Origin of the sequence: Pseudomonas sp. B707, assembly GCF_022496685.1 — a bacterium.
GTDB classification, from domain to species: domain Bacteria; phylum Pseudomonadota; class Gammaproteobacteria; order Pseudomonadales; family Pseudomonadaceae; genus Aquipseudomonas; species Aquipseudomonas paraglycinae.
Genome location: NZ_WTVE01000006.1, coordinates 107,145 through 131,752, shown reverse-complemented (window position 1 = coordinate 131,752; position 24,608 = coordinate 107,145). Strand labels below are relative to the sequence as shown.

The 24,608-nt window shown below is 60.2% G+C and carries 25 protein-coding genes; 13 read left to right on the top strand and 12 right to left on the bottom strand.

Annotated features, from left to right (window positions below):
• Nucleotides 1-194 precede the first annotated feature (194 nt).
• Both quiC and GQX66_RS02305 read left to right on the top strand, forming a co-directional pair.
• Nucleotides 195-2,096, top strand: a complete 1,902-nt coding sequence (quiC, locus tag GQX66_RS02310) for a 3-dehydroshikimate dehydratase QuiC (RefSeq protein ID WP_240865906.1) — start codon at nt 195-197, stop codon at nt 2,094-2,096.
• A 102-nt stretch (nt 2,097-2,198) separates the two neighbouring features.
• Complete coding sequence (locus GQX66_RS02305; protein ID WP_240865903.1) at nt 2,199-2,876, top strand: TetR/AcrR family transcriptional regulator; 678 nt, start codon at nt 2,199-2,201, stop codon at nt 2,874-2,876.
• Nucleotides 2,877-2,909: 33 nt separating this feature from the next.
• Here GQX66_RS02305 and GQX66_RS02300 read toward each other — a convergent pair whose 3' ends face one another.
• The 3 genes from GQX66_RS02300 to GQX66_RS02290 form a co-directional block, all read right to left on the bottom strand.
• Entirely contained in the window at nt 2,910-3,764 is an 855-nt protein-coding gene (locus tag GQX66_RS02300) for a shikimate dehydrogenase (RefSeq protein ID WP_240865900.1), read from the bottom strand.
• A 5-nt stretch (nt 3,765-3,769) separates the two neighbouring features.
• Entirely contained in the window at nt 3,770-4,210 is a 441-nt protein-coding gene (gene aroQ / locus GQX66_RS02295) for a type II 3-dehydroquinate dehydratase (RefSeq protein ID WP_011336043.1), read from the bottom strand.
• A 141-nt stretch (nt 4,211-4,351) separates the two neighbouring features.
• Nucleotides 4,352-5,263, bottom strand: a complete 912-nt coding sequence (locus GQX66_RS02290) for a LysR family transcriptional regulator (RefSeq protein ID WP_085608722.1) — start codon at nt 5,261-5,263, stop codon at nt 4,352-4,354.
• A gap of 203 nt (nt 5,264-5,466) precedes the next feature.
• Here GQX66_RS02290 and GQX66_RS02285 point away from each other — a divergent pair, with 203 nt between their 5' ends.
• Together GQX66_RS02285 and GQX66_RS02280 are read left to right on the top strand one after the other, a co-directional pair.
• Entirely contained in the window at nt 5,467-5,895 is a 429-nt protein-coding gene (locus tag GQX66_RS02285; protein ID WP_240865887.1) for a DUF4160 domain-containing protein, read from the top strand.
• On the top strand, nt 5,892-6,338 hold the full coding sequence (locus GQX66_RS02280) for a hypothetical protein (protein ID WP_085747689.1): 447 nt from the start codon (nt 5,892-5,894) through the stop codon (nt 6,336-6,338). Before GQX66_RS02285 ends, GQX66_RS02280 begins: the two co-directional genes overlap by 4 nt.
• A gap of 55 nt (nt 6,339-6,393) precedes the next feature.
• On the opposite strand, the gene trmA is transcribed toward GQX66_RS02280, so the two are convergent.
• Both trmA and GQX66_RS02270 read right to left on the bottom strand, forming a co-directional pair.
• Nucleotides 6,394-7,473: a tRNA (uridine(54)-C5)-methyltransferase TrmA gene (trmA, locus tag GQX66_RS02275; protein WP_240865884.1), complete on the bottom strand. Its 1,080-nt coding sequence runs from the start codon at nt 7,471-7,473 to the stop codon at nt 6,394-6,396.
• Nucleotides 7,470-8,765: an NCS2 family permease gene (locus GQX66_RS02270; protein ID WP_011336038.1), complete on the bottom strand. Its 1,296-nt coding sequence runs from the start codon at nt 8,763-8,765 to the stop codon at nt 7,470-7,472. The genes trmA and GQX66_RS02270 overlap by 4 nt, the downstream gene beginning before the upstream one ends.
• Nucleotides 8,766-8,985: 220 nt before the next feature.
• On the opposite strand from GQX66_RS02270, the gene GQX66_RS02265 reads away from it, so the two are divergent.
• Together GQX66_RS02265 and GQX66_RS02260 are read left to right on the top strand one after the other, a co-directional pair.
• The gene (locus tag GQX66_RS02265) at nt 8,986-9,435 is read left to right on the top strand and encodes a DUF4879 domain-containing protein (protein ID WP_085747691.1); all 450 of its coding nucleotides are present in this window, start codon (nt 8,986-8,988) and stop codon (nt 9,433-9,435) included.
• 67 nt (nt 9,436-9,502) lie between these two features.
• Complete coding sequence (locus GQX66_RS02260; RefSeq protein WP_085747765.1) at nt 9,503-10,054, top strand: DJ-1 family glyoxalase III; 552 nt, start codon at nt 9,503-9,505, stop codon at nt 10,052-10,054.
• 5 nt (nt 10,055-10,059) lie between these two features.
• Here GQX66_RS02260 and GQX66_RS02255 read toward each other — a convergent pair whose 3' ends face one another.
• From GQX66_RS02255 to GQX66_RS02245, 3 genes are all read right to left on the bottom strand, one after another.
• The gene (locus GQX66_RS02255; RefSeq protein WP_085747692.1) at nt 10,060-10,347 is read right to left on the bottom strand and encodes a HigA family addiction module antitoxin; all 288 of its coding nucleotides are present in this window, start codon (nt 10,345-10,347) and stop codon (nt 10,060-10,062) included.
• 14 nt (nt 10,348-10,361) lie between these two features.
• Nucleotides 10,362-10,640 (bottom strand): type II toxin-antitoxin system RelE/ParE family toxin, encoded by a 279-nt coding sequence (locus tag GQX66_RS02250; RefSeq protein WP_085747693.1) that lies wholly within the window; start codon nt 10,638-10,640, stop codon nt 10,362-10,364.
• Between the two features lie 106 nt (nt 10,641-10,746).
• Nucleotides 10,747-11,985, bottom strand: coding sequence for an MFS transporter (locus tag GQX66_RS02245; RefSeq protein ID WP_240865873.1), 1,239 nt, complete (start codon nt 11,983-11,985; stop codon nt 10,747-10,749).
• Nucleotides 11,986-12,385: 400 nt separating this feature from the next.
• Here GQX66_RS02245 and GQX66_RS02240 point away from each other — a divergent pair, with 400 nt between their 5' ends.
• From GQX66_RS02240 to GQX66_RS02230, 3 genes are read left to right on the top strand one after another with little or no spacing between them, the layout of a single operon-like run.
• Nucleotides 12,386-13,822, top strand: a complete 1,437-nt coding sequence (locus GQX66_RS02240; RefSeq protein WP_102686333.1) for a cytochrome ubiquinol oxidase subunit I — start codon at nt 12,386-12,388, stop codon at nt 13,820-13,822.
• Nucleotides 13,823-13,825: 3 nt separating this feature from the next.
• A complete protein-coding gene (gene cydB, locus GQX66_RS02235) occupies nt 13,826-14,833 on the top strand; it encodes a cytochrome d ubiquinol oxidase subunit II (protein ID WP_085747696.1) in 1,008 nt (335 codons plus the stop codon).
• 57 nt (nt 14,834-14,890) lie between these two features.
• The gene (locus GQX66_RS02230; protein ID WP_007950992.1) at nt 14,891-15,058 is read left to right on the top strand and encodes a DUF2474 domain-containing protein; all 168 of its coding nucleotides are present in this window, start codon (nt 14,891-14,893) and stop codon (nt 15,056-15,058) included.
• Nucleotides 15,059-15,128: 70 nt separating this feature from the next.
• On the opposite strand, the gene GQX66_RS02225 is transcribed toward GQX66_RS02230, so the two are convergent.
• Together GQX66_RS02225 and GQX66_RS02220 are read right to left on the bottom strand one after the other, a co-directional pair.
• The gene (locus GQX66_RS02225) at nt 15,129-16,253 is read right to left on the bottom strand and encodes a class I SAM-dependent methyltransferase (protein WP_102686332.1); all 1,125 of its coding nucleotides are present in this window, start codon (nt 16,251-16,253) and stop codon (nt 15,129-15,131) included.
• A 175-nt stretch (nt 16,254-16,428) separates the two neighbouring features.
• Nucleotides 16,429-17,136 carry an autoinducer binding domain-containing protein gene (locus tag GQX66_RS02220; RefSeq protein WP_085747698.1) on the bottom strand — a complete coding sequence of 236 codons (708 nt, stop codon included), beginning with the start codon at nt 17,134-17,136 and terminating at the stop codon, nt 16,429-16,431.
• A gap of 305 nt (nt 17,137-17,441) precedes the next feature.
• Here GQX66_RS02220 and GQX66_RS02215 point away from each other — a divergent pair, with 305 nt between their 5' ends.
• Nucleotides 17,442-18,218: a ferredoxin--NADP reductase gene (locus GQX66_RS02215; RefSeq protein WP_085747699.1), complete on the top strand. Its 777-nt coding sequence runs from the start codon at nt 17,442-17,444 to the stop codon at nt 18,216-18,218.
• Nucleotides 18,219-18,250: 32 nt separating this feature from the next.
• On the opposite strand, the gene mscL is transcribed toward GQX66_RS02215, so the two are convergent.
• Complete coding sequence (gene mscL / locus GQX66_RS02210; protein ID WP_085608712.1) at nt 18,251-18,664, bottom strand: large-conductance mechanosensitive channel protein MscL; 414 nt, start codon at nt 18,662-18,664, stop codon at nt 18,251-18,253.
• 285 nt (nt 18,665-18,949) lie between these two features.
• On the opposite strand from mscL, the gene katB reads away from it, so the two are divergent.
• Nucleotides 18,950-20,488, top strand: a complete 1,539-nt coding sequence (gene katB / locus GQX66_RS02205; protein WP_102686330.1) for a catalase KatB — start codon at nt 18,950-18,952, stop codon at nt 20,486-20,488.
• Nucleotides 20,489-20,631: 143 nt separating this feature from the next.
• Nucleotides 20,632-21,999 (top strand): DNA repair protein RadA, encoded by a 1,368-nt coding sequence (radA, locus tag GQX66_RS02200; RefSeq protein ID WP_007950985.1) that lies wholly within the window; start codon nt 20,632-20,634, stop codon nt 21,997-21,999.
• Here the strand turns inward: radA and GQX66_RS02195 are convergent, their stop codons facing one another.
• Nucleotides 22,000-22,368, bottom strand: a complete 369-nt coding sequence (locus GQX66_RS02195) for a PilZ domain-containing protein (RefSeq protein WP_085608710.1) — start codon at nt 22,366-22,368, stop codon at nt 22,000-22,002.
• A gap of 159 nt (nt 22,369-22,527) precedes the next feature.
• On the opposite strand from GQX66_RS02195, the gene GQX66_RS02190 reads away from it, so the two are divergent.
• Complete coding sequence (locus tag GQX66_RS02190; protein ID WP_007950983.1) at nt 22,528-24,594, top strand: carbon starvation CstA family protein; 2,067 nt, start codon at nt 22,528-22,530, stop codon at nt 24,592-24,594.
• Nucleotides 24,595-24,608 lie beyond the last annotated feature (14 nt).

Here is a 24,608-nt window from a genome sequence, read left to right as displayed (position 1 = left end):
AAGGTGAGACGGATGTTGGGCAGTGGACGAAAAATCGTCAATTCGCCAAACCGGCATTCTGTTCGATAATCGCACGCAAAACTAACCGGGTAGTACAGTTTAAATTGCTCAATGAAAAACCGGGACCAATAATTCGCTCACCCTATAAAAGCGGCGCAATTTCCGTAGCCGACGTCTCCACCGGGAGTTGAAACATGCAGCGATCCATTGCCACCGTCTCCTTGAGCGGAACCCTGCCGGAAAAACTCGAAGCCATTGCCGCCGCCGGGTTCGACGGGGTGGAGATTTTCGAGAACGATCTTCTGTATTACGACGGCAGCCCCCGGGAAATCCGGCAGATGTGCGCCGACCTCGGGATTGCCATCACGCTGTTTCAACCGTTCCGCGATTTCGAAGGCTGCCGCCGCGATCGCCTGGACCGCAACCTGGAGCGGGCCGAGCGCAAGTTCGACCTGATGCAGGAGCTGGGCACCGACCTGGTGCTGGTCTGCAGCAATGCCTCCCCCGACAGTCTCGGCGAGCAACAGATCCTCATCGACGACCTGCGCCTGCTGGCCGAGCGCGCCGGCGCCCGTGGCCTGCGTATCGGTTATGAAGCGCTGGCCTGGGGCCGTCACGTCAATACTTATCAACAGGTCTGGGACATCGTGCGTCAGGCCGATCACCCGGCCCTCGGCGTGTTGCTCGACAGCTTCCACACCTTGTCGCTCAAGGGCGATCCACGGGCGATTGCCGAGATTCCCGGCGACAAGATTTTCTTCGTACAGATGGCCGACGCGCCGATCCTGGCGATGGACGTGCTGGAGTGGAGCCGGCATTTCCGCTGCTTCCCGGGGCAGGGTGAATTCGATCTTCCGGGCTTCCTAGCGCCGATCATCCAGAGCGGCTACACCGGGCCGCTGTCGCTGGAAATCTTCAACGACGGCTTCCGCGCCGCACCGCCTCGGGCCAATGCGGCCGACGGTCTGCGTTCGCTGCTGTACCTGGAGGAGAAAACCCGCCAGCGTCTGGAGCAGGACATCCGTCCTGTGGATAACCGCGAAATCCTCTTCGAAACGCCGAAGGCCAGCGAGTACAACGGCATCGAGTTTCTTGAGTTCGCCGTGGATGAAAGCCTCGGGGCCAAGCTGTCGAACTGGCTGGAGCGGCTGGGTTTCGTCAAGGCCGGTCAGCATCGTTCCAAGAGCGTCAGCCTGTTGCGTCAGGGCGATATCAACCTGATCCTCAACTCGGAACCCTATTCGTTCGGCCACAGCTTTTTCGAGGCCCACGGCCCGTCGCTGTGCGCCACTGCCGTGCGGGTCAAGGACAGCGCCAGTGCGCTGGCCCGCGCCGTCGCTTATAAAGGTCAGCCGTATCGCGGACTGGTCGGCCCCAACGAACTGGAGTTGGCGGCGGTGCGTGCGCCGGACGGCAGCCTGATTTATCTGGTGGATCAGGAGGCGGATGTTTACGGCACCGACTTCAATCTGCTGCCGGATGCTGTTGCGCGGGGCGGCCTCAAGCGCATCGACCACATGGCCATGGCGCTGCCGGCAGACAGCCTCGACAGCTGGGTGCTGTTCTACAAGAGCCTGCTGGATTTCGAGGCCGATGACGAAGTGGTGCTGCCCGATCCGTATGGCTTGGTGAAGAGTCGCGCGCTGCGTAGCCGCGACAGTTCGATCCGTCTGCCGCTGAACATTTCCGAGAACCGCAACACCGCGATCTCACACGCGCTGTCGAGTTATCGCGGCTCCGGGGTGCATCACATCGCCTTCGATTGCGACGATATCTTCGCCGAAGTCAGCCGGGCGAAGGAGGCGGGCGTACCGCTGCTGGATATCCCGCTCAACTATTACGACGACCTGGCGGCGCGCTTCGATTTCGATGACGAATTCCTCAGCGAACTGGCGTACTACAACGTGCTGTACGACCGCGATGCGCAGGGTGGCGAGTTGTTCCACGTCTACACCGAGCCGTTCGAAGGGCGTTTCTTCTTCGAGATCATCCAGCGCAAGAACGGTTACGCCGGTTATGGCGCGGCCAACGTCGCGGTGCGGCTGGCGGCGATGGCCAAATCACGCAGTGGTGCGGTTCGCCAGGCGAAGTTGTAGGAAATTCGTAAACGCGGGATTAAACACCGGCCGCGCGGCTTCCTTCACTGGGGCGCGCGGCCCATAATCGCCAGCCTGTGCAGTGATGGCCGTGAGCCCGCAATGACAATGACTTCAGAACTTCCCGCAGCTTCCGCTCTACCCGCGGTAGAGCCGCGCAAAAGTCGCAAGAACAACCCGGAAAAGACCCGCGAGAATATCCTGCAGGAGGCGATCGTCGAGTTCGTCCAGCAGGGGCTGTCCGGCGCTCGCGTCGATGCGATCGCCGAGCGCATCCACACCTCCAAGCGCATGATCTATTACTACTTCGGCAGCAAGGAGCAGTTGTACGTCGAGGTGCTGGAGAAGCTCTACGGCGACATCCGCAACACCGAGAACCGTCTGCACCTGGCCGAGTTGCCGCCGGTGGAAGCGATCCGGCGCCTGGTGGAGTTCACCTTCGATCACCACGATCGCAACGTCGATTTCGTGCGGATCGTCAGCATCGAAAACATCCACAACGCCGAGTACGTGAAGCGTTCCGACGCGATCAAGGCGATGAACAACACCATCCTCGATTCCCTGGGCGAGATTCTGCGTCGCGGTGCTGAAGAAGGGGTGTTCCGCGCCGGGCTCGACGCGCTGGACGTGCATCTGCTGATCAGTTCGTTCTGCTTCTATCGCGTATCGAACCGCCACACGTTCGGTGAGATCTTTCAGATCGACCTGCCGGACGAAAACATCAAGCAGCGTCATCGCGAGATGATTTGCGAGTCGGTGCTGCGTTACTTGCAGGCGTGACCAAAGTCGAGGGGGCGTCGCCCCCTCACGGTTTTATCCATTCATGCTTTGAAAATGCGCGAGCATTCGCTGCGCATCCGGCACTCTGCCGCTGAACAGTTCAAACGCTTTCACCGCCTGAAACACCGCCATGTTGCCGCCGTCCAGGGTTCGGCAACCCAAGGCGCGGGCGTTGCGCAGCAGTTCGGTTTCCAGTGGGAAATACACGATCTCCGCTACCCACAACTCGGATCGCAGCAACGCCGCCGGCACGGGCATGCCCGGTAATTTGGCCATGCCCATCGGCGTGGTGTTTACCAGGCCATTCGCCTGACTCAGTGTGCTCGCCAGATCATGCCCGGCAACCGCCCGGCCAGCGCCGAAATGCTGGTTGAGGTTGTTGGCCAGGCTTTCGGCGCGCTCTACGTCCACATCAAAAATGCTCAGTTGCTGTACGCCTTCGCTCAATAAGGCGTGGGCCACCGCCGCGCCTGCACCACCGGCGCCCATCTGGACCACACGTTCGCGGGCAACGTCTGGCAGGCCGCGACGAAAACCCTCTGCGAAACCCAGGCAATCGGTGTTGTGGCCGACGCGTTTGCCGTCCTTCAGCACCACCGTGTTCACGGCACCGATGCCTCGGGCTTCCGGGGATAGTTCATCGAGCAGCGGAATGATTGCCTGCTTGCACGGGAAGGTGATGTTCAGCCCGGTGTAATTCATCCGTTCGGCGGCCAGCAGCAGGTCGGGCAGGGCGTTGCTGTCGAGTTGCAGTTGATCGAGATCGATCAAGCGGTACAGATAACGCAGGCCCTGTTCGTCACCTTCGTGTTCATGCAGCGCCGGGGTGCGGGAGGCCTGGATGCCGGCACCGATCAGCCCGGCGAGTATCACGTTGTTGCGATTCATGCGGATCACCCCTTCAGCCGCTGGCTGAAATGTTCCAGGGCCAGGCGATAGCCGTGGCTGCCGAAGCCGCACATCACGGCTGTGGCGATGGCCGAGACGAACGAATGGTGACGGAACGGCTCGCGGGCGTGGACGTTGGACAGGTGCACTTCGATCACCGGCAATTCGCTGGCGACCAGAGCGTCGCGGATCGCGACCGAGGTGTGAGTCCAGGCGGCCGGGTTGATCACGATGCCGGCGCAGCGCTGACGGGCGCCGTGAATCCAGTCGAGCAGTTCGCCTTCGTGGTTGGTCTGGCGAAACTCCACGGCCAGTCCGAACTCTTCGGCGGCGCGCCCGCACAGGGCTGAGATGTCGGCCAGGGTTTCGTGACCGTAGGTCGCCGGTTCACGGGTGCCGAGCAGGTTCAGGTTCGGGCCGTTGAGCACCAGAACGATAGGGGGCATGGGGGCAAACTCCACTTATTGTTTTTGGCTTGGGCCGAGGGTTTCGACCTGTGGAGTTAAATTGTACTAGATGGTTACTTTAATCAATTGCTCTGCATCGACAGCCCGGTTTTGTGTGCGGTGATCGCACACTGGTGCAATTCAGTGCGGCAACTGCTCGACCAGAAAATCGATGAAAGCCCTGACCCGCAGCGGCATGTGGCGATTCTGCGGGTACAGCAGCGTGAACGGCCGGGAGCGTCCGCTGTAGGGTTTGAGCACTTCTATCAGCGAGCCGTCGGCCAGTTCCTTTTCCACAATGAAGCGATAGGTCTGGAACAACCCGGCACCGTGCCTGGCCAGGGTCACGCCACCGAGCACATCGTCTGAACAGCAGAAATTGCCCTCGGCGAGGATTTCCCGTGGCGCGTCTTCGTCGTAAAACAGCCAGGTGATCCGCCGCCCACTGCTGGGTAATTCGTACTGAATGCACTCGTGCTGTTCGAGGTCTTCGAGGGTCTGCGGCGTGCCGGCGCGTTTGAGGTAATCGGGGCTGGCCACCATCACCAGCGCCGCATCTTCCAGATGGCGGGCGATCAGGCCGGAATCGGGAATCGCCCGCACGCGGATCGCCATGTCGTAGCCCTCGCCGACGAAGTCGATGTTGCGGTTGCTGATGTGCATGTCGACTTTCACCTGCGGGAAGCGCGCACGAAAGGCCGGCAGCAGCGGCAGGATCCGATGATGGGCGTAGGTCGTAGGAATACTGATACGCAAGGTGCCGGACGGTTCCTGCTGCTGGCCCATGACTTCCCGTTGCGCCTCGACCAGTTGCGCCAGTGCCTGGCTGCATTCTTCGTAGTAGCGCCGACCGCTGTCGGTCAGTTTCACGCTGCGGGTAGTGCGCGCAAACAACCGTACGCCCAGCCGTTCCTCCATGCGTGACACCGAGCGGCTCACCGCTGCCGGCGTCACCGAAGCCGCCTGCGCCGCGCCGGTGAAACTGCCGCACTCGGCGGCCAGGCAAAACAACTCGATGCTGCCCAGCTGAAGATCGTCGAAGTGTCGCTGCATGATTGATTACACCGGGGAATGAGTCTTCGTATGTAGCAAATGCGCGGCCGCTGCGAAAGAACTGCTTACCATTTTGCCCGCGGCTTTTTCGGCTCCCGCACTAGGCTCGAAAGGTAACGGCCACAGCAGACGTTGGCGCCGATGGTCGGATTTGCCAGGGAATGGCAAGTGTTGAAACGTTTAAACCTAACGGATGGGTTAGCATGAAGGTATGCAGTTACAAAGGACTGTCAGTGGTGATCATGTTGCGTGACGAACATTGTCCGCCCCACGCACATGTGGATGCAGGCGCCTGGAGCGCCCGCTTCAAATTCAGTTTCTGGCACAACGGCGTCGAACTGTGGGATGTGGTGCCGTTGTCGCATCGACCGCCGGTCAGTCTGCTTGAAGGGCTGCGCCAGTCGCTGCGCGAAACCGATCATCTGCGGCGGGCCCGCTGGATCTGGTGGACTCGATTGCGCACCGCTTGTCTCGACAATCAGTGGTGGGACGGACAGTCGAATCAGGTGGCGGTGCTGCGGGAGGTCACCAGCACGAGTTTCAGGATCGGATCTGCGTATTACGAGCCTGAGGTCAGCAAAACCCTGTTGGCCCTGGTCGGCGCTCACGAAGGAGTGGAAATAGAACTATGAAAACAGTCAAAGCCGCCTTGCACGCGGATCGGCCCGTCACGGAAAAACGTCTGGACGAAGCCGTCGACCGTGGCGGCGTGCGCCGACGCAGCAGCCTGCAAGCCGTGTCGGTGGCCTTTCAGAAACCATGCCTGGTGATTCACTTCGAGGACAACAGCGGCGTGTTGCTGCCAGTGAATCTCTACCGGGAATTCGATGATTTCGAACCGGAAGACTTCAGCGGATTGAACGTCGGCTTTGCCGGCACCGCGCTGTGCCATGATGGCAAGGATCTGCAGGTTTCCATCGCCGGCATGATCTCGGCCAGTCAACCATTGATGGCCATGGCCGCCTCGGTGATCGCTTCGCGCAATGGCCGCCAGAGCAGCACCGCGAAAGCCGAAGCTGCCCGGGCCAACGGCAGGAAGGGCGGGCGTCCGCGCAAGATCGATCCCGTGCCATGAACAGGCACAAAAAAGCCGTCGGTGAGGACGGCTTTCTTGTATCTGGCACCTGCGATCAACGCCGGGTCAACAGCACGCCGGATTCCATGTGGTGAGTCCACGGGAACTGGTCGAACAGCGCACAGCGCGTGATGCGGTGCGTGTCGTGCAGCTGGGCGATGTTGGCCGCCAGGGTCTCCGGGTTGCAGGAGATGTACAGGATGTTGTCGAAGCGACGGGTCAGTTCGCAGGTGTCCGGGTCCATGCCGGCCCGGGGCGGGTCGACGAACACGCTGCCGAACTCGTAGCTTTTCAGGTCGATGCCGTGCAGGCGACGGAACGGGCGAACTTCGTTCAGGGCTTCGGTCAGCTCTTCGGCGGACAGGCGCACCAGAGTCACGTTATCCACAGCGTTTTCGGCGAGGTTGCTCAACGCGGCGTTGACCGAGGTCTTGCTGATTTCGGTGGCCAGCACTTTGCGCACGCGGGTCGCCAGCGGCAGGGTGAAGTTGCCGTTACCGCAGTACAGCTCCAGCAGATCGTCGCTGCGATCGTCCAGCGCTTCGTATGCCCAGTTGAGCATCTTCTGGTTCACGGTGCCGTTGGGTTGGGTGAACGCGCCTTCCGGTTGGCGATAGCTGAATGTGCGACCGCCAACGTCGAGTTTCTCGACCACGTAATCGAGGCCGAGCACTTCGCGCTTGCCCTTGGAGCGACCGATGATGCTGACGCCCAGATCCGCCGCCAGTTTGGTCGCCGCCGCATGCCAGTGCTCGTCCAGCGGACGGTGATAGCACAGGGTGATCATCGCGTCGCCGGCCAAGGTGGTCAGAAACTCCACCTGAAACAGCTTGTGGCTCAGCGCCGCGCTGGCCTGCCAGGCAGCCTTCAATTGCGGCATCAACTGGTTGATGCGCAGGCTGGCGATCGGGAATTCCTCGATCAGGATCGGCGTGCGCTTGTCGTCCTGAGAAAACATCGCGTAGTGCCGCTCACCGCCCTCGCGCCACAGGCGGAATTCGGCGCGCAGGCGGAAGTTCTGCAAAGGCGAGTCGAACACCGTTGGCTCCGGTGCATCGAACGGGGCCAGCAGGTCACGCAGGCGCGTGACTTTGTCTTCGAGTTGTGCGGCGTAGGCCTGGGAATCAAAAGTCATGCGTTGAACCAACCCAGCTTGATCACGAACAGAATCGACAGGATCACCAGCGCCGGGTTCAGCTCACGGGCGCGGCCGGACAGCAGTTTGATTGCAGTCCAGGCGATGAAGCCGAAGGCGATGCCGTTGGCGATGGAATAGGTGAAAGGCATCGCCAGGGCGGTGACCACGACCGGCGCGGCGACGGTGATGTCTTCCCAGTCTATTTCCGCCAGGCCCGAAGTCATCAGCACGGCGACGAACAGCAGCGCTGGTGCGGTGGCGAAGGCCGGTACGCTGGAGGCCAGTGGCGAGAAGAACAGCGCCAGCAGGAACAGGATTGCGACGACGATGGCGGTCAGGCCGGTGCGGCCGCCGGCACTCACGCCCGCAGCGGATTCGATGTAGCTGGTGGTGGTCGAGGTGCCCAGCAGCGAACCGGCCATCGCCGCCGTACTGTCGGCGATCAGTGCACGGCCCATTTTCGGCATGTGGCCGTCCTTGCCCATCAGGCCGGCGCGCTTGGCGACGCCGATCAGGGTGCCGGAGTTGTCGAACAGGTCAACGAACAGGAAGGCGAAGATCACGCTGACCAGGCCGATGTCCAGCGCGCCCTTGATGTCCAGTTGCAGGAAGGTCGGGGCCAGCGAAGGTGGCATCGAGGTCACGCCGCCGAACGGGGTGAAGCCCATCACGATGGAAACGATGGTCACCGCGAGAATGCCGATCAGCACTGCGCCACGCACTTTCAGGGCTTCAAGGGCAACGATCAGGGCGAAACCGAGAGTGGCGAGGATCGGGGCCGGTTGTTTCAGGTCGCCGAGGCCAACCATGGTCGCCGGGTTACTGACCACGATGCCGGCGTTGTGCAGGGCGATCAGCGCCAGGAACAGGCCGATACCGGCGGCAATTGCCGAGCGCAGCGGCAGCGGGATGCTGTTGATGATCCATTCACGGATGCGGAAGATCGACAGCAGGAAGAAGCACACGGCGGAAATGAACACCGCGCCCAGCGCCACTTGCCAGGTGTGGCCCATGTGCAGCACGACGGTGTAGGTAAAGAAGGCGTTCAGACCCATGCCCGGTGCGAGAGCGATCGGGTAGTTGGCGATCAGGCCCATGACCGTGGAGCCGATGGCGGCTGCCAGGCACGTGGCGACGAACACCGCGCCTTTGTCCATGCCGGTCTCGCCGAGGATGCTCGGGTTGACGAACAGAATGTAGGCCATGGCCAGGAAGGTCGTGACGCCCGCGAGAATCTCGGTCCGCACGTTGGTGTTGTGTGCCTTGAGTTGAAACAGCCTTTCCAGCATGTCTGCTCCCCGTGGCGCGCGTGGCGCCGTGAATGTATCGACCTCAACAGCAAAGCACAGACCGTCGCAAGCGCCTGGAAAATTGTGGTGGGCCGGAAAAAGCCGCGCATCATACCAGCAGCGTGAGGAAGATGGCGGATGTTGGTGTCGATCGTCGGCGAAGTTTTGCACCACGGCCAACTACGCCATACTGCGCGCTGTTTTTTCGGGGATGGATCGCATGAACAAGGGTTGGATGAAGACCGCTGGACTGATGGCCTTGTGGCTGGCCGGTACACCGATGGTACTCGCGGCGTCGGCACCGCCATTGAGCGAGGTGAAAGTCATCAAGGTTCAGTCGTCGTCCTGCGGGCTCGAAGACATTACCGATGGCCAGGTGCAGACCCGTTGCGATCACAGCGCGCCGGGCATCAAGGTCTATGTGCTGGAAATCGGCTACGGCCAGAGCCAGCCTCAGGCTGCACTGGACGGCTTTGAAGTGAACGGCACCCGGAGTCCGGTCTGTGCCTTCGATAACGGCAACCTGACCGAATGCACGCCGGGCGCGAAAACCGTCGGTTCGCTGTACACCTTCGATCTGGCGACTCGTCAGGAAGGCACCTTTACCTTCAGCAACACCTCGATCAACGCCCCGCGCAACACGATGTCGACCCAGCTTTACATCAAGTAACGGCTGTCGCTGAACAGGGCAGGGCAAAGCTGACTACGCTTTAAAGATCACCCAGCGGATGGCGCCCATGACCTTTAGAGCCCTGATTACCCTCGCCGAGGGCATCGATGATCTGCAATGCGTAACCCTGATCGACGTGCTGCGCCGCGCCGGCATCGAAGTGGTGGCGGCCAGCATCGAGGGCCGGCGCATGCTGACCTGCGCCCGAGGCACGCGACTGACCGCCGACGGCATGCTCATTGATGTGCTGGCCCAGACCTTCGACCTGATTGTCTTGCCCGGCGGTGCGGTCGGCGCACAACACCTTGCCGCGCACCAGCCTCTGCAACAACTGCTAAAGGATCAGGCCAGTGCCGGACGACTGTTCGCCGCCATCGCCGAAGCCCCGGCCGTCGCCCTGCAAAGCTTCGGTGTATTACGTCAACGCCGGATGACCTGCCTGCCCGTCAGCAGTCATAACCTTTCCGGTTGCACATTTGTTGATCAACCGGTGGTGGTCGACGGTAATTGCATCACCGCCCAGGGCTCCGGCGCCGCGCTTGCGTTTGCGCTGACACTGGTCGAGCAACTGGCGGGCAAGGCCGCCAGAGCAAAGGTGGCGGGGGAGTTGCTGGCCTGAGAAGGTCAGGCGTGAGCAGCGATTGGTCGAATGGCTGGCTGCTCACGGTGCTCGGCTTGCCAAAGGTCGTAATCGGTTTGAACGCCTAGCCACATGCGAGCCTTGCCAATCCCCGCGCGTTCCAGTCGCACGGCCAGATCCGGGCTGATCGGCGCATGTCCGTGCAAAACGCGAGATAGATGAGGACGAGCGAATCCCAGATGCCGAGCCAATTCGGTAACGCTGATGCCAAGTTCCGGCAATACGTCCATCAGCAGTGTTTCACCGGGGTGTGGCGGGTTGTGCATGGGCATGAGCCTGCCTCCTGTCAGTGGTAATCCAGATAGTCGATCAGTTCGATATCCGAACCTGCAAATCGAAAGATAACCCGCCAGTTCCCGGACACACTGAGTGACCAGTACTCGCAAAGCTCCCCTTTCAGTGGATGCAGACGCCAACCGGGAAGGTCCAGATCCCCGGGAGCCGCTGCGCGATCCATGAACTGCAGCATGCGCGACAGCCGTTTAGCGTGATCGGCACGAATCCCGCGAGTCGAACCGGTTTCATAGAAGCCGCGAAGGCCTTTGTGCTGAAAGGATTTGATCATGCGGCGAGTGTAAGGCGATACATTACACTCAATGCGGTATCTATGTACCGCATCTTTTCGAGCTATTTGTGCTTGGGGGATGGCCCCGCTGGTGGAGCCGGTGTAGCTAGGCCTTCACCTCTTCCACCGGCACATGCATCCGGTCGCGGTTGACCAGGGTCGGGAACAGTTTGATCCAGGTTCCGGTCACCACCAGCGTGCCGATGCCGCCCATCACCACCGCCGGCACGGTGCCGAACCAATGCGCGGTGAGACCGGACTCGAATTCGCCCAACTGGTTCGAGGCACCGATGAACAGGCCGTTCACCGCGCTGACCCGGCCGCGCATTTCGTCCGGGGTTTCCAGTTGCACGAAGGAGGCGCGGATCACCATGCTGATCATGTCCGCCGCGCCGAGCACCACCAGCACCGCCAGCGAGAACCAGAACGAGGTCGACAGACCGAAGGCGATGGTGGCGACGCCGAATACGCCGACGGCAGTGAACATCACCCGTCCGACGTTGCGCTCAACGGCAAACCGCGCCAGGAACAGCGACATCATCAGCGCACCGACCGCCGGCGCCGAGCGCAGCAGCCCCAGCCCCCACGGCCCGGTCAGCAGGATGTCCTTGGCGAACACCGGCAACAGCGCCGTGGCGCCGCCGAGCAGCACGGCGAACAGATCCAGCGAAATCGCCCCGAGAATGTCCGGGCGGCTGCGAATGAAACGAATCCCCGCCAGCAACGAATCCAGCGTCGCCTTGCCTTTGTTCAGCGGAGTTTGTCGCGCGGGCAGGTTGAGCATCAGCGTGCAGGCGATGACATACAGAATGACCGTCGGCCCGTAGACCCACACGCTGCCGAAGGCATAAAGCAGACCGCCGAGCGCCGGGGCGACGATGGTGGCCGATTGCTGTGCAGATTGTGCGGCGGCGACGGCACGCGGGAACAGCGCACTGGGCACGATGCTCGGCAGCAGCGCCTGGGTGGTCGGCATCTCGAAGGAGCGTGCAGCGCCGAGCAGGAACGCCAGGATAAAGATCATTTCCCGGGTGACATGGTCGGTGGCGCTGCCGATGGCCAGTGCCAGGGCGATCAAGGCCTGCAACGACTGACAGATCGCCGCGACCTTGCGCCGGTCGTAGCGATCGGCAACGTGGCCGGTGTGCAGCATGAACATTACGCGTGGCGCGAATTCCACCAGCCCGACCAGACCCAGATCGAGCACGTTGCCGGTCAGTTGATAGAGGTTCCAGCCGATCGCCACGGTAAGCATCTGAAAACCGCTGGCGGTGAAGATCCGGGCCAACCAGAACGCAAGAAAGGGGCGGTGATGACGTAACAGCAAGGGCTCTTGGCTGGGCATTTGCGGGCCGGTCGTGATCGAGGGGAACCGCGAGATTATCACCAGTCTGTAACAGGAAGTTGCTATGACAGAAAATTTAGTTAGCCAGACATCGATTTTTCCCCGCCCGGACACCGATCCCGGCCAGGGATGTATTTCAGGGCGTTGCCATGACTGTGAGGCAACTTGTCACGCGGCAAAAGACCACGCGGTTCCCCGTCGGAAATGGGACTACTCTTTTAACGTTGATTGATCCAGATCAAGACCCATTGCGGAACTGATCCGTGACCCGTTGGCAGACTCCCTGCGTCGCGATGCCTGTAAAAAGAAGAACGAATCCGAGTTCGCCGCACTCCATACCCGTGGGGGCAGTGGTCCAAGGCCGCCAGTCTTGGAACCGTTATCTGATAGAGGAAAGCTTATGTTCGGTTTAGAGGCCCTGGATCTCGCCCGAATTCAGTTCGCGTTCACCATCTCGTTCCACATCCTGTTCCCGGCGATCACCATCGGTCTTGCGAGCTATCTCGCGGTGCTGGAAGGCCTGTGGCTGAAAACCGGCAACGACACCTACCGTGACCTCTACCATTTCTGGTCGAAGATCTTTGCCGTCAACTTCGGCATGGGCGTGGTCTCGGGACTGGTCATGGCCTACCAGTTCGGAACCAACTGGAGTCGCTTCTCGGACTTCGCCGGTTCCGTCACCGGCCCGTTGCTGACGTATGAAGTGCTTACGGCGTTCTTCCTCGAAGCCGGTTTCCTTGGCGTGATGCTGTTCGGCTGGAACAAGGTCGGGCGCAAGCTGCACTTTTTCTCCACGGTAATGGTGGCCATCGGCACGTTGATTTCGACGTTCTGGATTCTCGCCTCCAACAGCTGGATGCAGACGCCGCAGGGCTTCGAGATCGTCAACGGTCAGGTCATTCCGACCGACTGGCTGGCAATCATCTTCAACCCGTCGTTCCCGTATCGCCTGATGCACATGGCGACTGCCGCGTTCGTCGCGACGGCTTTCTTCGTCGGCTCGTCGGCGGCCTGGCACTTGCTGCGCGGCAAGGACAATCCGGCGATTCGCACCATGCTGTCGATGGCGATGTGGATGGCGCTGATCGTTGCGCCGATTCAGGCAGTCATCGGTGACTTCCACGGCCTCAACACCCTCAAGCATCAGCCGGCGAAAATCGCCGCGATCGAAGGCCACTGGGAAAACCATGGCAACGAAGCGACGCCGCTGATCCTGTTCGGCTGGCCGGACATGAAGGAAGAGAAAACCAAGTATGCGGTCGAGATCCCGTACCTCGGCAGCCTGATCCTGACGCACTCGCTGGACAAGCAAGTCCCGGCGCTCAAGGAGTTTCCACCAGAAGACCGGCCGAATTCGACCATCGTATTCTGGTCGTTCCGGATCATGGTCGGCCTCGGCTTCCTGATGATCTTCACCGGCCTCTGGAGCCTGTGGCTGCGCAAGCGCGACACGCTCTACACCTCGCGGCCGTTCCTGTACCTGGCGTTGTGGATGGGCCCGTCCGGCCTGATCGCGATCCTGGCGGGCTGGTTCACCACTGAAATCGGTCGTCAGCCATGGGTGGTCTACGGGCTGATGCGCACGGCGGATGCATCGTCCAACCACAGTTTCATGCAGATGAGCATCACGCTGATCATGTTCGTGGTGGTGTATTTCGCGCTGTTCGGTGCGGGTCTGGGCTACATGATGCGTCTGGTGCGCAAAGGGCCGAAGACCGACGAAGGCAAGGAAACCAACGATGGTGGTCCTGGCCAGAAACGCACGCCGGCCCGTCCGTTGTCCGCTGCCGACGACGATGGCGCCGAACACGACCGCAGCCTGACCAAGGAGATTTGAGTCATGGGTATTGATCTTCCGCTGATCTGGGCCGTGATCATCATCTTCGGGATCATGATGTACGTGGTCATGGACGGTTTCGACCTGGGGATCGGGATTCTCTTCCCGTTCATCCCAGGCAAAGTCGACCGTGACGTGATGATGAACACCGTCGCCCCGGTATGGGACGGCAATGAAACCTGGCTGGTACTGGGCGGCGCTGCGTTGTTCGGTGCGTTCCCGCTGGCCTATTCGGTGGTGCTGTCGGCGCTGTACCTGCCGTTGATCTTCATGCTGATCGGGCTGATTTTCCGCGGCGTGGCGTTCGAGTTCCGCTTCAAGGCCAAGGACGACAAGCGTCACCTGTGGGACAAGGCGTTCATTGGTGGTTCGGTGGCCGCGACGTTCTTCCAGGGTGTGGCACTTGGTGCGTTCATCGACGGCTTGCCCGTGGTCAACCGGCAATACGCCGGCGGCTCACTGGACTGGCTGACGCCGTTCACGCTGTTCTGCGGCGCCGCGCTGGTGGTGGCGTATGCCTTGCTCGGCTGTACCTGGCTGATCATGAAGACCGAAGGCAAGCTTCAGGAACAGATGCATGACCTGGCGCGTCCTCTGGCCTTCGTGCTGTTGGCGGTGATCGGTGTCGTCAGTCTGTGGACGCCACTGGCCCACCCGGAAATTGCGACGCGCTGGTTCAGCATGCCGAATCTGTTCTGGTTCATGCCGGTGCCGATTCTGGTGCTGGTGACGATGTACGGTCTGATTCGCGCGGTGGCACGTAATGCCAATTACATGCCGTTCCTGCTGACCCTGGTGCTGATCTTCCTCGGCTACAGCGGTCTGGGCATCAGCCTGTGGCCGAACATCGTACCGCCGTCGATCTCGATCTGGGACGCCGCCGCACCGCCGCAAAGCCAGGGCTTCATGCTGGTGGGCACGCTGTTCATCATCCCGTTCATCCTGGGTTACACCTTCTGGAGCTACTACGTGTTCCGCGGCAAGGTGACCCACGAAGACGGTTATCACTAATGGTGATCACGATGGCGTCGACCGCGGCGCCATCTCCCTCAACCGGAGGATGCAAGCATGACCGGCAAACATTCCCTGCACGACATTGAAGAAGCCGAAAAAAAGCCGCTGTGGCAGCGGCTCGGCTGGTTGGCCATGATCTGGGTCGGCAGCGTCGGTGCTTTGTTCATCGTCGCCAGCCTGATGCGCATGTTCATGAACGCCGCAGGTCTGACCACGCACTGAGACTTCCCATCCCGCTGCCTTGCGGCACGGATTTTTGACCCTCCGACCGGAGGGTTTTTTTTTGCCCGGATTATTTGCGCGCCTTGAGGATCACGAACTTCGGCGTAGCCGCGACTTGCTCGACACCGCGGAACAGTCGCGCCAGTTTGCTGTGATAGCCCAGGTGACGGTTGCCGACGATGTACAGCGCACCACCGACGACCAGCGCCTCGCGAGCCTGCTGAAACATGCGCCAGGCCAGGAAGTCGCCGACCACCTGTTGCTGGTGAAACGGCGGGTTGCACAGCACCACGTCCAGCGACTGCGCTTCCTGCCCGGCCAGACCGTCGCCGGCGCGCACGATCACTTCACGTTCACCCAGCGCCGCGCGCCAGTTTTCGGCCGCCGATTGCACGGCCATGAACGATTCATCCAACAGCGTGTAATGCGCGTCGGGGTTTTGCAGGGCGCTGGCGATGGCCAGAACGCCGTTACCGCAGCCAAGATCGGCGACTCGTGCCGAACCGAGGTTTTTCGGCAGGTGCGGAAGGAAGGCGCGGGTGCCGATGTCCAGCCCTTCACGGCAGAACACGTTCGCGTGGTTGAGCAGTTCGATGGCCGGCTCGTCAAGACGATAGCGGGTCGGGTAGGGCGAGACGGCGGGTGTCTTGGCCTCGGGCGTGGCGATCAGCAATCGGGCCTTTTTCACAGCCAGCGAAGCCTGAACCGGGCCGATGTAGCGTTCCAGCAGGTCACCTGCGGCACGAGGCAAATGCTTGACCATCGCCGCTGCTACCACCTGAGCGCCGGGTGCCAATTGACCCTGCAAGCGAATCAGTTGTTCTTCCAGGAGTGCCAGGGTTTTCGGGATGCGGATCAGCACCCGGTCGAACGGCCCGACCAAGGGCTCGCTGGCGGGAATACCGCGCAGCGCATCGAATGCCTGACCGTTACGCAGCAGGTTCTTTTCCAGCCCCTGAAACGCCAGGAACGAATCACCGCTGGTGCTGACCTGCACCTTGCCCGAGAGGCTGATGGCCAATGCGCCGAAACTGTCGTTGAGCACCAATACTCGGGTATTCGCCGGCAGATTCTGTTCGGCCAGATGATTGAGCAGGTATTCGTCGGCCGCATCGAAGGCTTGCAGCGGTTCGTTCTGCTGTTCGGGCTGGCGGATCAGATCAAGCTGGGCGAAGGGCGTATCGAGCAAAGGCATGGGGCGGGGACTCTGGGTAATCGACGGATGTCCCGCGGCCCAGGGTGTCGTGCGGCGGAACCGACCGAGTGGACAGCGGCGTGAATGCTCACGACATCACTCAGGAAGGCTGCAAATGGTACGTTTTTTTTGTTGGTAATACTCGTCTGATTTCAGTGCAGTGGAAGAGGGCGGCCTAGAGATATCCGGCCTTGGCGGCGGCGATGACGGCTGACATCTTGTTGCAGGCGTTGAATTTGGTGATCAGGTTCTTGGTGTGATAGTTCACGGTGCTTTCAGCGATACTCAGGATCCGGCCGATTTCCCAGGATGTTTTGCCAAGGGCGCACAGCCTTACGATTTCAAGCTCTCGAGTGGACAATCGCACAGGCGGAGGCTTGGCCAGCGTTGCCGGGCAGGCAATGAGGAACAACTCACACAAATGCTGCAAGACGTATTGCAATACGCCGTACTCGTTGTACAGCTCCAGGGCAAAAATTTCGCAGTGGGTTCGGGCCAGGCTGATTGTGCAGCACAAGTCATTTTTCTCATCGTGATATGACTGCGACCAACCATGTTCCATCCCGTGATTTTGAAGCGCACTCCACATCAGCGGAGCCTTCGAGAAGGCTTTCCTGCTCCAGAGAAACGGCAGCATGGAGCGATCGCAATAGGCTGTTATCGGGTCGTCCTTTGCGTAAGTTTTTTCGTATTCGTCGTTCCACGCCGTTGTGAAGTTATTGATATGGAACGCGTTGAATGACGGGAAGCCAGGCCGGGAAACTTTAATGCCGCAAAACTGAAAGCCGAGGTTCCTGGCAAACGTGCTCAGAATCGGAAATGCATTCTCGATTTCCTTCGCGCGCGTGATCTGTTCTATCTGGTACTCCTTCCACCTTTCCATTTGAGTGTTCTCCAAAATAATAATCCGCGGGGGGCGCCGTATTGGATCCAATGTGGTGGCACGGAGTCGAGTGTAGGACGCTTCCTACAAAAGTGTTTGGATTTTTTTGTTCTTGGTAAGTGCTCCTATTTGGAATATCTCTGAACAAGTCTTTATATGTGGGAGATCATTTAAATAATTCTGACTTCAGGTTGACTATTTTAGAGTTTTAAAACTAGTGGCACTTTGAGATTCCATCACAAACTATCGGTGTTTCATCGTGCAATTATGCGTAACAATCGAATTATTGTTGATGGAGTGAACCGATGACCGCCAGCAGCGAAAAATTCAGCCGCCAGACATTACTCGATGTGCAACCGCTGACCCCGAACCTGTTCACCCTGCGTACCACGCGGGATGCCGGTTTCCGCTTCCGCGCCGGGCAATTCGCGCGGATTGGCGTGACGCGCCCGGACGGCAGTACGGTGTGGCGCGCCTACTCGATGGTGTCTTCGCCGTTCGATGAGTTTCTCGAATTTTTTTCCATCGTAGTGCCGGGCGGTGAGTTCACCAGCGAACTGAGCCGGCTGAAAGCAGGGGATACCTTGCTGATCGAGCGTCAGGCCTTTGGTTATCTGACGCTGGACCGTTTTGTCGATGGTCGGGATCTCTGGCTGCTATCCACAGGTACGGGGGTGGCACCGTTTCTTTCGATCCTGCAGGACTTCGAGGTCTGGGAAAAGTTTGAGCGAATCATCCTGGTCTACAGCGTGCGGGAGGCTCGGGAACTGGCTTATCAACCGCTGATTGCCGAGCTGACTCAGCGTGACTACCTGGCTGAATATGCGCATAAATTCCAGTTCATTCCGGTGGTCACCCGCGAGCCTTATGCCGGCGCCCTCAACGGACGCATCACGACGCTGATCGAGAATGGCGAGCTGGAGAGGATGGCAGGCGTCGAGCTGACCCCGGAGCATTCGCGGGTCATGCTCTGCGGTAATCCGCAGATGATCGACGACACCCGGGCCTTGCTCAAGCAACGCGGCATGGCCTTGAGTCTGACCCGGCGCCCGGGACAGGTGGCGGTGGAAAACTACTGGTAAGAAAACGGCGCCCTCAGGCGCCGTTTCAATCTTCAAGGCCGGTTGTTCTGGGCCTTGAGCAGATCGCGGATCTCGCCCAGCAGTTCTTCTTCCTTGGTCGGTACCGGCGGCAAGGTAGGCGCCACGGCTTCTTCGCGCTTGAGGCGGTTGATGGCTTTGACGCCCATGAAAATCGCGAAGGCGACGATCACGAAGTCAAGAACGCTCTGGATGAATTTGCCGTAGGCCAGCACCACCGCAGGGGCAGTGCCCTCGGCAGCTTTCAGCGTGATGGCAAGGTCACTGAAGTCCACGCCGCCGATCAGAAGGCCGATGGGCGGCATGATCACGTCGCCGACAAACGACGAAACGATTTTGCCGAAGGCCGCGCCGATGATGATACCGACGGCCATGTCGACCACATTGCCTTTGACCGCGAAGGCCTTGAACTCGCTGAGCACGCCCATAGTTATTTCCTTGTTACAGATGAGTTTGGTGTACGCAGTGTAAATCAGCATAACGCGTCCTGCGCGTAACACCTTCTTACAAAGCCTGTTTTTATCGACACACCATTTCGCAATTAGTTTGCAAAGTGCCACTAATCGCGCGCGGAATACGCCTCAAGCCGCTGATTCCGAAGAAAAAATATTCAATCACGGCGTTGTGATCTTTCTATTTAGGTTTGGCGAATCGAGCTTCTAGCCTCTGTCTGGCGCACCTGGATGCGCCTCAAAAAAACAGAGGAACCTGAAATGAATTCCACACTTGGCTCAGGGATTACTCCCCGTCGCACCGTTGGTGTATTGGCCGCCAGCCTGTTGACCCTTTCCGTGAATGCCGCGCCGCTGACCCGTGACAACGGTGCGGCGGTCGGCGACAACCAGAACTCGCAAACCGCCGGCGCCAACGGCCCGGTACTGTTGCAGGACGTGCAACTGATCCAGAAGCTGCAACGCTTCGACCGCGAGCGCATTCCCGAACGCGTTGTGCATGCCCGAGGCACTGGTGCCCATGGTACGTTCACTGCGACCAACGATCTGAGCGATCTGAGCAAGGCCAAGGTGTTTACCGCCGGCCAGGTCACGCCGGTGTTCGTGCGTTTCTCGGCGGTGGTTCACGGCAATCACTCTCCGGAAACCCTGCGTGACCCTCGAGGTTTCGCGACCAAGTTCTACACCGCCGACGGCAATTGGGATCTGGTGGGCAATAACTTCCCGACGTTTTTCATCCGTGATGCGATCAAGTTCCCGGACATGGTGCATGCCTTCAAGCCCGATCCTCGCACCAACCTTGACGATGACTCGCGCCGATTCGACTTCTTCTCTCATGTACCGGAAGCCACCCGTACTTTGACCGAGCTGTATTCCAACTCGGGAACCCCGGCCAGTTATCGGGAGATGGACGGCAATAGTGTGCACGCCTACAAGTTGGTCAATGCCAAAGGCGAAGTCCATTACGTGAAGTTTCACTGGAAAAGTTTGCAAGGCATCAAGAATCTCGATCCGCAACAAGTTGTGCAAGTTCAGGGCCGGGATTACAGTCACATGACTCACGATTTAGTAACAAATATTAACAAAGGTAACTTTCCCAAGTGGGACTTGTACATCCAGGTCTTGAATCCGCAAGATTTGTCCAAGTTTGATTTCGATCCTCTTGATGCAACCAAGATCTGGCCAGGTGTTCCGGAGCGAAAAGTTGGACAAATGGTCTTGAACCGCAATCCTGCTAATGTTTTCCAGGAAACCGAACAAGTGGCCATGGCTCCATCGAATGTGGTGCCAGGTATCGAGCCCTCGGAGGACCGTCTGCTGCAAGGTCGGATATTTGCCTATGCCGACACCCAGATGTATCGCCTTGGCGCCAACGCCCTGCAATTGCCGATCAATGCCGCCAAAACCGCCGTCAACAATGGCAATCAGGATGGCGCGATGAATGCCGGTGCGAGCACCTCGGGCATCAACTATGAGCCAAGCCGTCTGCAGCCGCGTGAAGAGACCCCGGCTGCGCGATACAGCCAGACCGCGCTGCAGGGCAGCACGCAACAGGCGAAGATCCAGCGCGAACAGAACTTCAAACAGGCCGGTGATCTGTATCGCTCGTTCAGCAAGAAGGAACGCCAGGATCTGATCGAAAGCTTTGGCGGTTCGCTGGCGGGCGCCGATGACGAGAGCAAGCACATCATGCTGTCCTTCCTTTATAAGGCGGATCCGGAGTACGGCGCCGGTGTGACCAAAGTGGCCAAGGGTGACCTGGATCGGGTCAAGGCCTTGGCCGCCAAACTGGTCGACTGACAGCGACCCTTTCAAGCCCCGGCAATTGCCGGGGACTGACCGGCAGCAGCGCCGTGCGTCTGGCCAGCGGAGAAATCCGTCCCGACGCGCCGCGCTGATCAACGATGGCTGCGTTATCATCGCGGTTTTTGCCGGGGGTTCAGATGGCCAAGGCCAAGCGCATGTATGGCTGCACCGAGTGCGGCGCAACCTTTCCCAAGTGGGCCGGGCAGTGCGGCGAATGCGGCGCCTGGAACACCCTGACCGAAACCATGGTCGAGAGCGGCGGTGCCGCCGCCCCGAGCGGGCGCACCGGCTGGGCCGGACAGCAGGCCCAGATCAAGACCCTGGCCGAAGTCAGCATCGAAGAGATTCCGCGTTTTTCCACAGCCTCCGGCGAGCTCGACCGAGTGCTCGGCGGTGGTCTGGTGGACGGTTCGGTGGTGCTGATCGGCGGCGATCCCGGCATCGGCAAATCGACGATCCTCTTGCAGACCCTGTGCAACCTCGCCAAGAGCATGCCGGCGCTGTACGTCACCGGTGAGGAGTCCCAGCAACAGGTCGCCATGCGCGCACGCCGCCTGGGCCTGCCGCAGGATCAACTGCGGGTGATGACCGAAACCTGCATCGAAACCATCATCGCCACAGCCCGTCAGGAAAAACCCAAGGTGATGGTGATCGACTCGATCCAGACGATTTTCACCGAACAATTGCAATCGGCGCCGGGCGGCGTATCCCAGGTACGCGAAAGTGCGGCGTTGCTGGTGCGTTACGCCAAGCAAAGCGGCACGGCGATTTTTCTGGTCGGCCACGTGACCAAGGAAGGTGCGCTGGCAGGGCCTCGCGTGCTGGAGCACATGGTCGATACCGTGCTGTATTTCGAGGGCGAGTCCGACGGGCGATTGCGCCTGCTGCGGGCGGTGAAGAACCGTTTCGGCGCGGTCAACGAACTCGGCGTGTTCGGCATGACCGACAAGGGTCTGAAAGAAGTCTCCAACCCTTCGGCGATTTTTCTCACCCGCGCTCAGGAAGAAGTCCCGGGCAGCGTGGTGATGGCAACGTGGGAAGGCACCCGGCCGATGCTGGTGGAAGTCCAGGCGCTGGTGGATGACAGTCATCTGGCCAACCCGCGTCGGGTCACGCTGGGTCTGGATCAGAATCGTCTGGCGATGTTGCTGGCGGTGCTGCACCGTCACGGCGGCATTCCGACCCACGATCAGGACGTGTTCCTCAACGTGGTCGGCGGGGTGAAGGTGCTGGAAACTGCGTCCGACCTGGCGTTGATGGCGGCCGTCATGTCGAGCCTACGTAACCGGCCGTTGCCCCATGACTTGTTGGTGTTCGGCGAAGTCGGCCTGTCCGGCGAAGTGCGCCCGGTGCCGAGCGGTCAGGAGCGATTGAAGGAAGCCGCCAAGCACGGCTTCAAGCGCGCGATCGTGCCCAAGGGCAATGCGCCGAAGGAAGCTCCGCCAGGGTTGCAGATCATTGCGGTGACACGACTGGAGCAGGCGCTGGACTCGTTGTTCGAGTGATCAGACGTCAATCAGCGCCGCGAGCTCGCGTTCCAGTTCGGTTTCGTCGGCCAGATTGAGTTCGATCAGGCGACGCAGGCGCTGAATCGACTCCAGGCTGATATGCCGACACACGAAACCGAGCTGGCCGTGATCTTCATGAGCCAGTTGCACATCCATCTCGATGTGTACGTCCTCGCTCAGATGAATATCGACGAAAAAATCCTGCTCGGAATTGCCCAGCCAGGGCTCGGGCCGCTCGATCAACAGCCCCTTGAGCGACAGATCGATCAGCTTCACCGGCCAGATGTACTCGCCCTGGCTCAATTCGGTTCGGGCATCGAACGCGATACGTTTGAAGCGGCGACGCTCGGACGGGTGCTCGCTCATGGCGCAATCCTCAGGAAGGTCAGCTGACTATAGACCCGACCGGCGGGGTGTTGCCAACGAATGGACTGTCTAGACCAATGTCGGGGTATGGCCTTTGCCGCCAACAGCGCTAAACTCGGGGTGGCTGTCTTTCTTGTCCACCCTGGCTGGAATAATAAAATGAAAAATAATAATAGCCTGCTACGCCACTTACCCTGGCTGCTGCTGGCAATCGTAGGAGCGTGCGCCCTTGGCGTAGTGGCATTGCGCCGAGGCGAGGCGATCAACGCCTTGTGGATTGTGGTCGCCGCCGTGGCCATCTATCTGGTTGCGTACCGTTACTACAGTCTGTTCATCGCTAACAATGTGATGCAACTCGATCCGCGTCGGGCCACCCCCGCCGTACTCAACAACGACGGTCTGGACTACGTTCCAACCAACAAACACATTCTCTTCGGTCACCACTTCGCGGCCATCGCTGGCGCGGGGCCGCTGGTCGGCCCGGTACTGGCGGCGCAGATGGGCTACCTGCCCGGTACGCTGTGGCTGATCGCCGGCGTGGTGCTGGCGGGCGCGGTGCAGGACTTCATGGTTCTGTTCATGTCGACCCGTCGCAACGGCCGTTCGCTGGGCGACATGGTGCGTGAAGAAATGGGCCGTATCCCCGGCACCATCGCGCTGTTCGGCTGCTTCCTGATCATGATCATCATCCTCGCGGTGCTGGCGCTGATCGTGGTGAAAGCCCTGGCTGAAAGCCCGTGGGGCATCTTCACCGTGATGGCGACCATCCCGATCGCGATGTTCATGGGCATCTACATGCGCTACATCCGTCCGGGCCGCATCGGCGAGATCTCGGTAGTCGGCGTGTTGCTGCTGCTCGGTTCGATCTGGCTGGGTGGGCAGATTGCCGCCGATCCGGTCTGGGCCAAGGCCTTCACCTTCACTGGCGTGCAGATTACCTGGATGCTAGTCGGCTACGGTTTCGTCGCCGCTTCGCTGCCGGTTTGGCTGATTCTGGCGCCGCGTGACTATCTCTCCACGTTCCTCAAGATCGGTACCATCGTCGCCCTGGCGATCGGCATCCTGGTGACCATGCCCGAGCTGAAAATGCCGGCCCTGACCCAGTTCGTCGACGGCACTGGTCCGGTGTGGAAGGGCGGTCTGTTCCCGTTCCTGTTCATCACCATTGCTTGCGGTGCGGTATCGGGTTTCCACGCGCTGATCTCTTCCGGGACCACGCCGAAACTGCTGGATAATGAAACCAACGCCCGTTACATCGGTTACGGCGGCATGCTGATGGAATCGTTCGTGGCCATTATGGCCATGGTCGCTGCCTCGGTGATCGAGCCAGGCGTGTACTTCGCCATGAACAGCCCGGCCGCCGTGGTCGGCGGTGACGTGGTGTCCGTGGCAACTGCGGTCAGCAACTGGGGCTTTGCAATTACCCCGGAAGCCCTGCAAGCCGTGGCGCATGACATCGGCGAAACCACCATCCTGGCCCGTGCCGGTGGTGCGCCGACCCTGGCGGTCGGTATCGCGCAGATCCTGCACAGTGTGCTGCCGGGTGAAAACACCATGGCGTTCTGGTACCACTTCGCGATCCTGTTCGAAGCGCTGTTCATCCTGACCGCAGTCGATGCCGGCACCCGTGCCGGTCGCTTCATGCTGCAGGACCTGCTCGGCTCCTTCGTTCCGGCACTGAAACGTACCGAATCCTGGTCCGCCAACCTGATCGCCACCGCCGGTTGTGTCGCGATGTGGGGCTGGTTGCTGTATCAGGGCGTGGTCGATCCACTGGGCGGTATCAACACCTTGTGGCCGCTGTTCGGCATCTCCAACCAGATGCTTGCCGGTATCGCGCTGATGCTCGGCACCGTGGTCCTGATCAAGATGAAGCGCCAGCGCTACATCTGGGTCACCCTGCTGCCGGCCACCTGGCTGCTGATCTGCACCACGACCGCTGGCTTCATCAAGCTGTTCGACGCCAACCCGGCGATCGGCTTCCTGTCGCTGGCCAAGAAGTACAGCGATGCACTGGCCAACGGTCAGGTGCTGGCGCCGGCGAAAAGCGTCGAGCAGATGCAGCACGTGATCTTCAACGCCTACACCAACGCTACATTGACCGCGCTGTTCCTGTTCGTGGTATTCAGCATCCTGTTCTATGCGCTCAAGGTCGGCATCGCTGCCTGGGGCAAAAAAGAGCGTACGGATAAAGAATCGCCATTCCAGGCCCTGCCGGACGCGTAACCAGAGGATTGCAG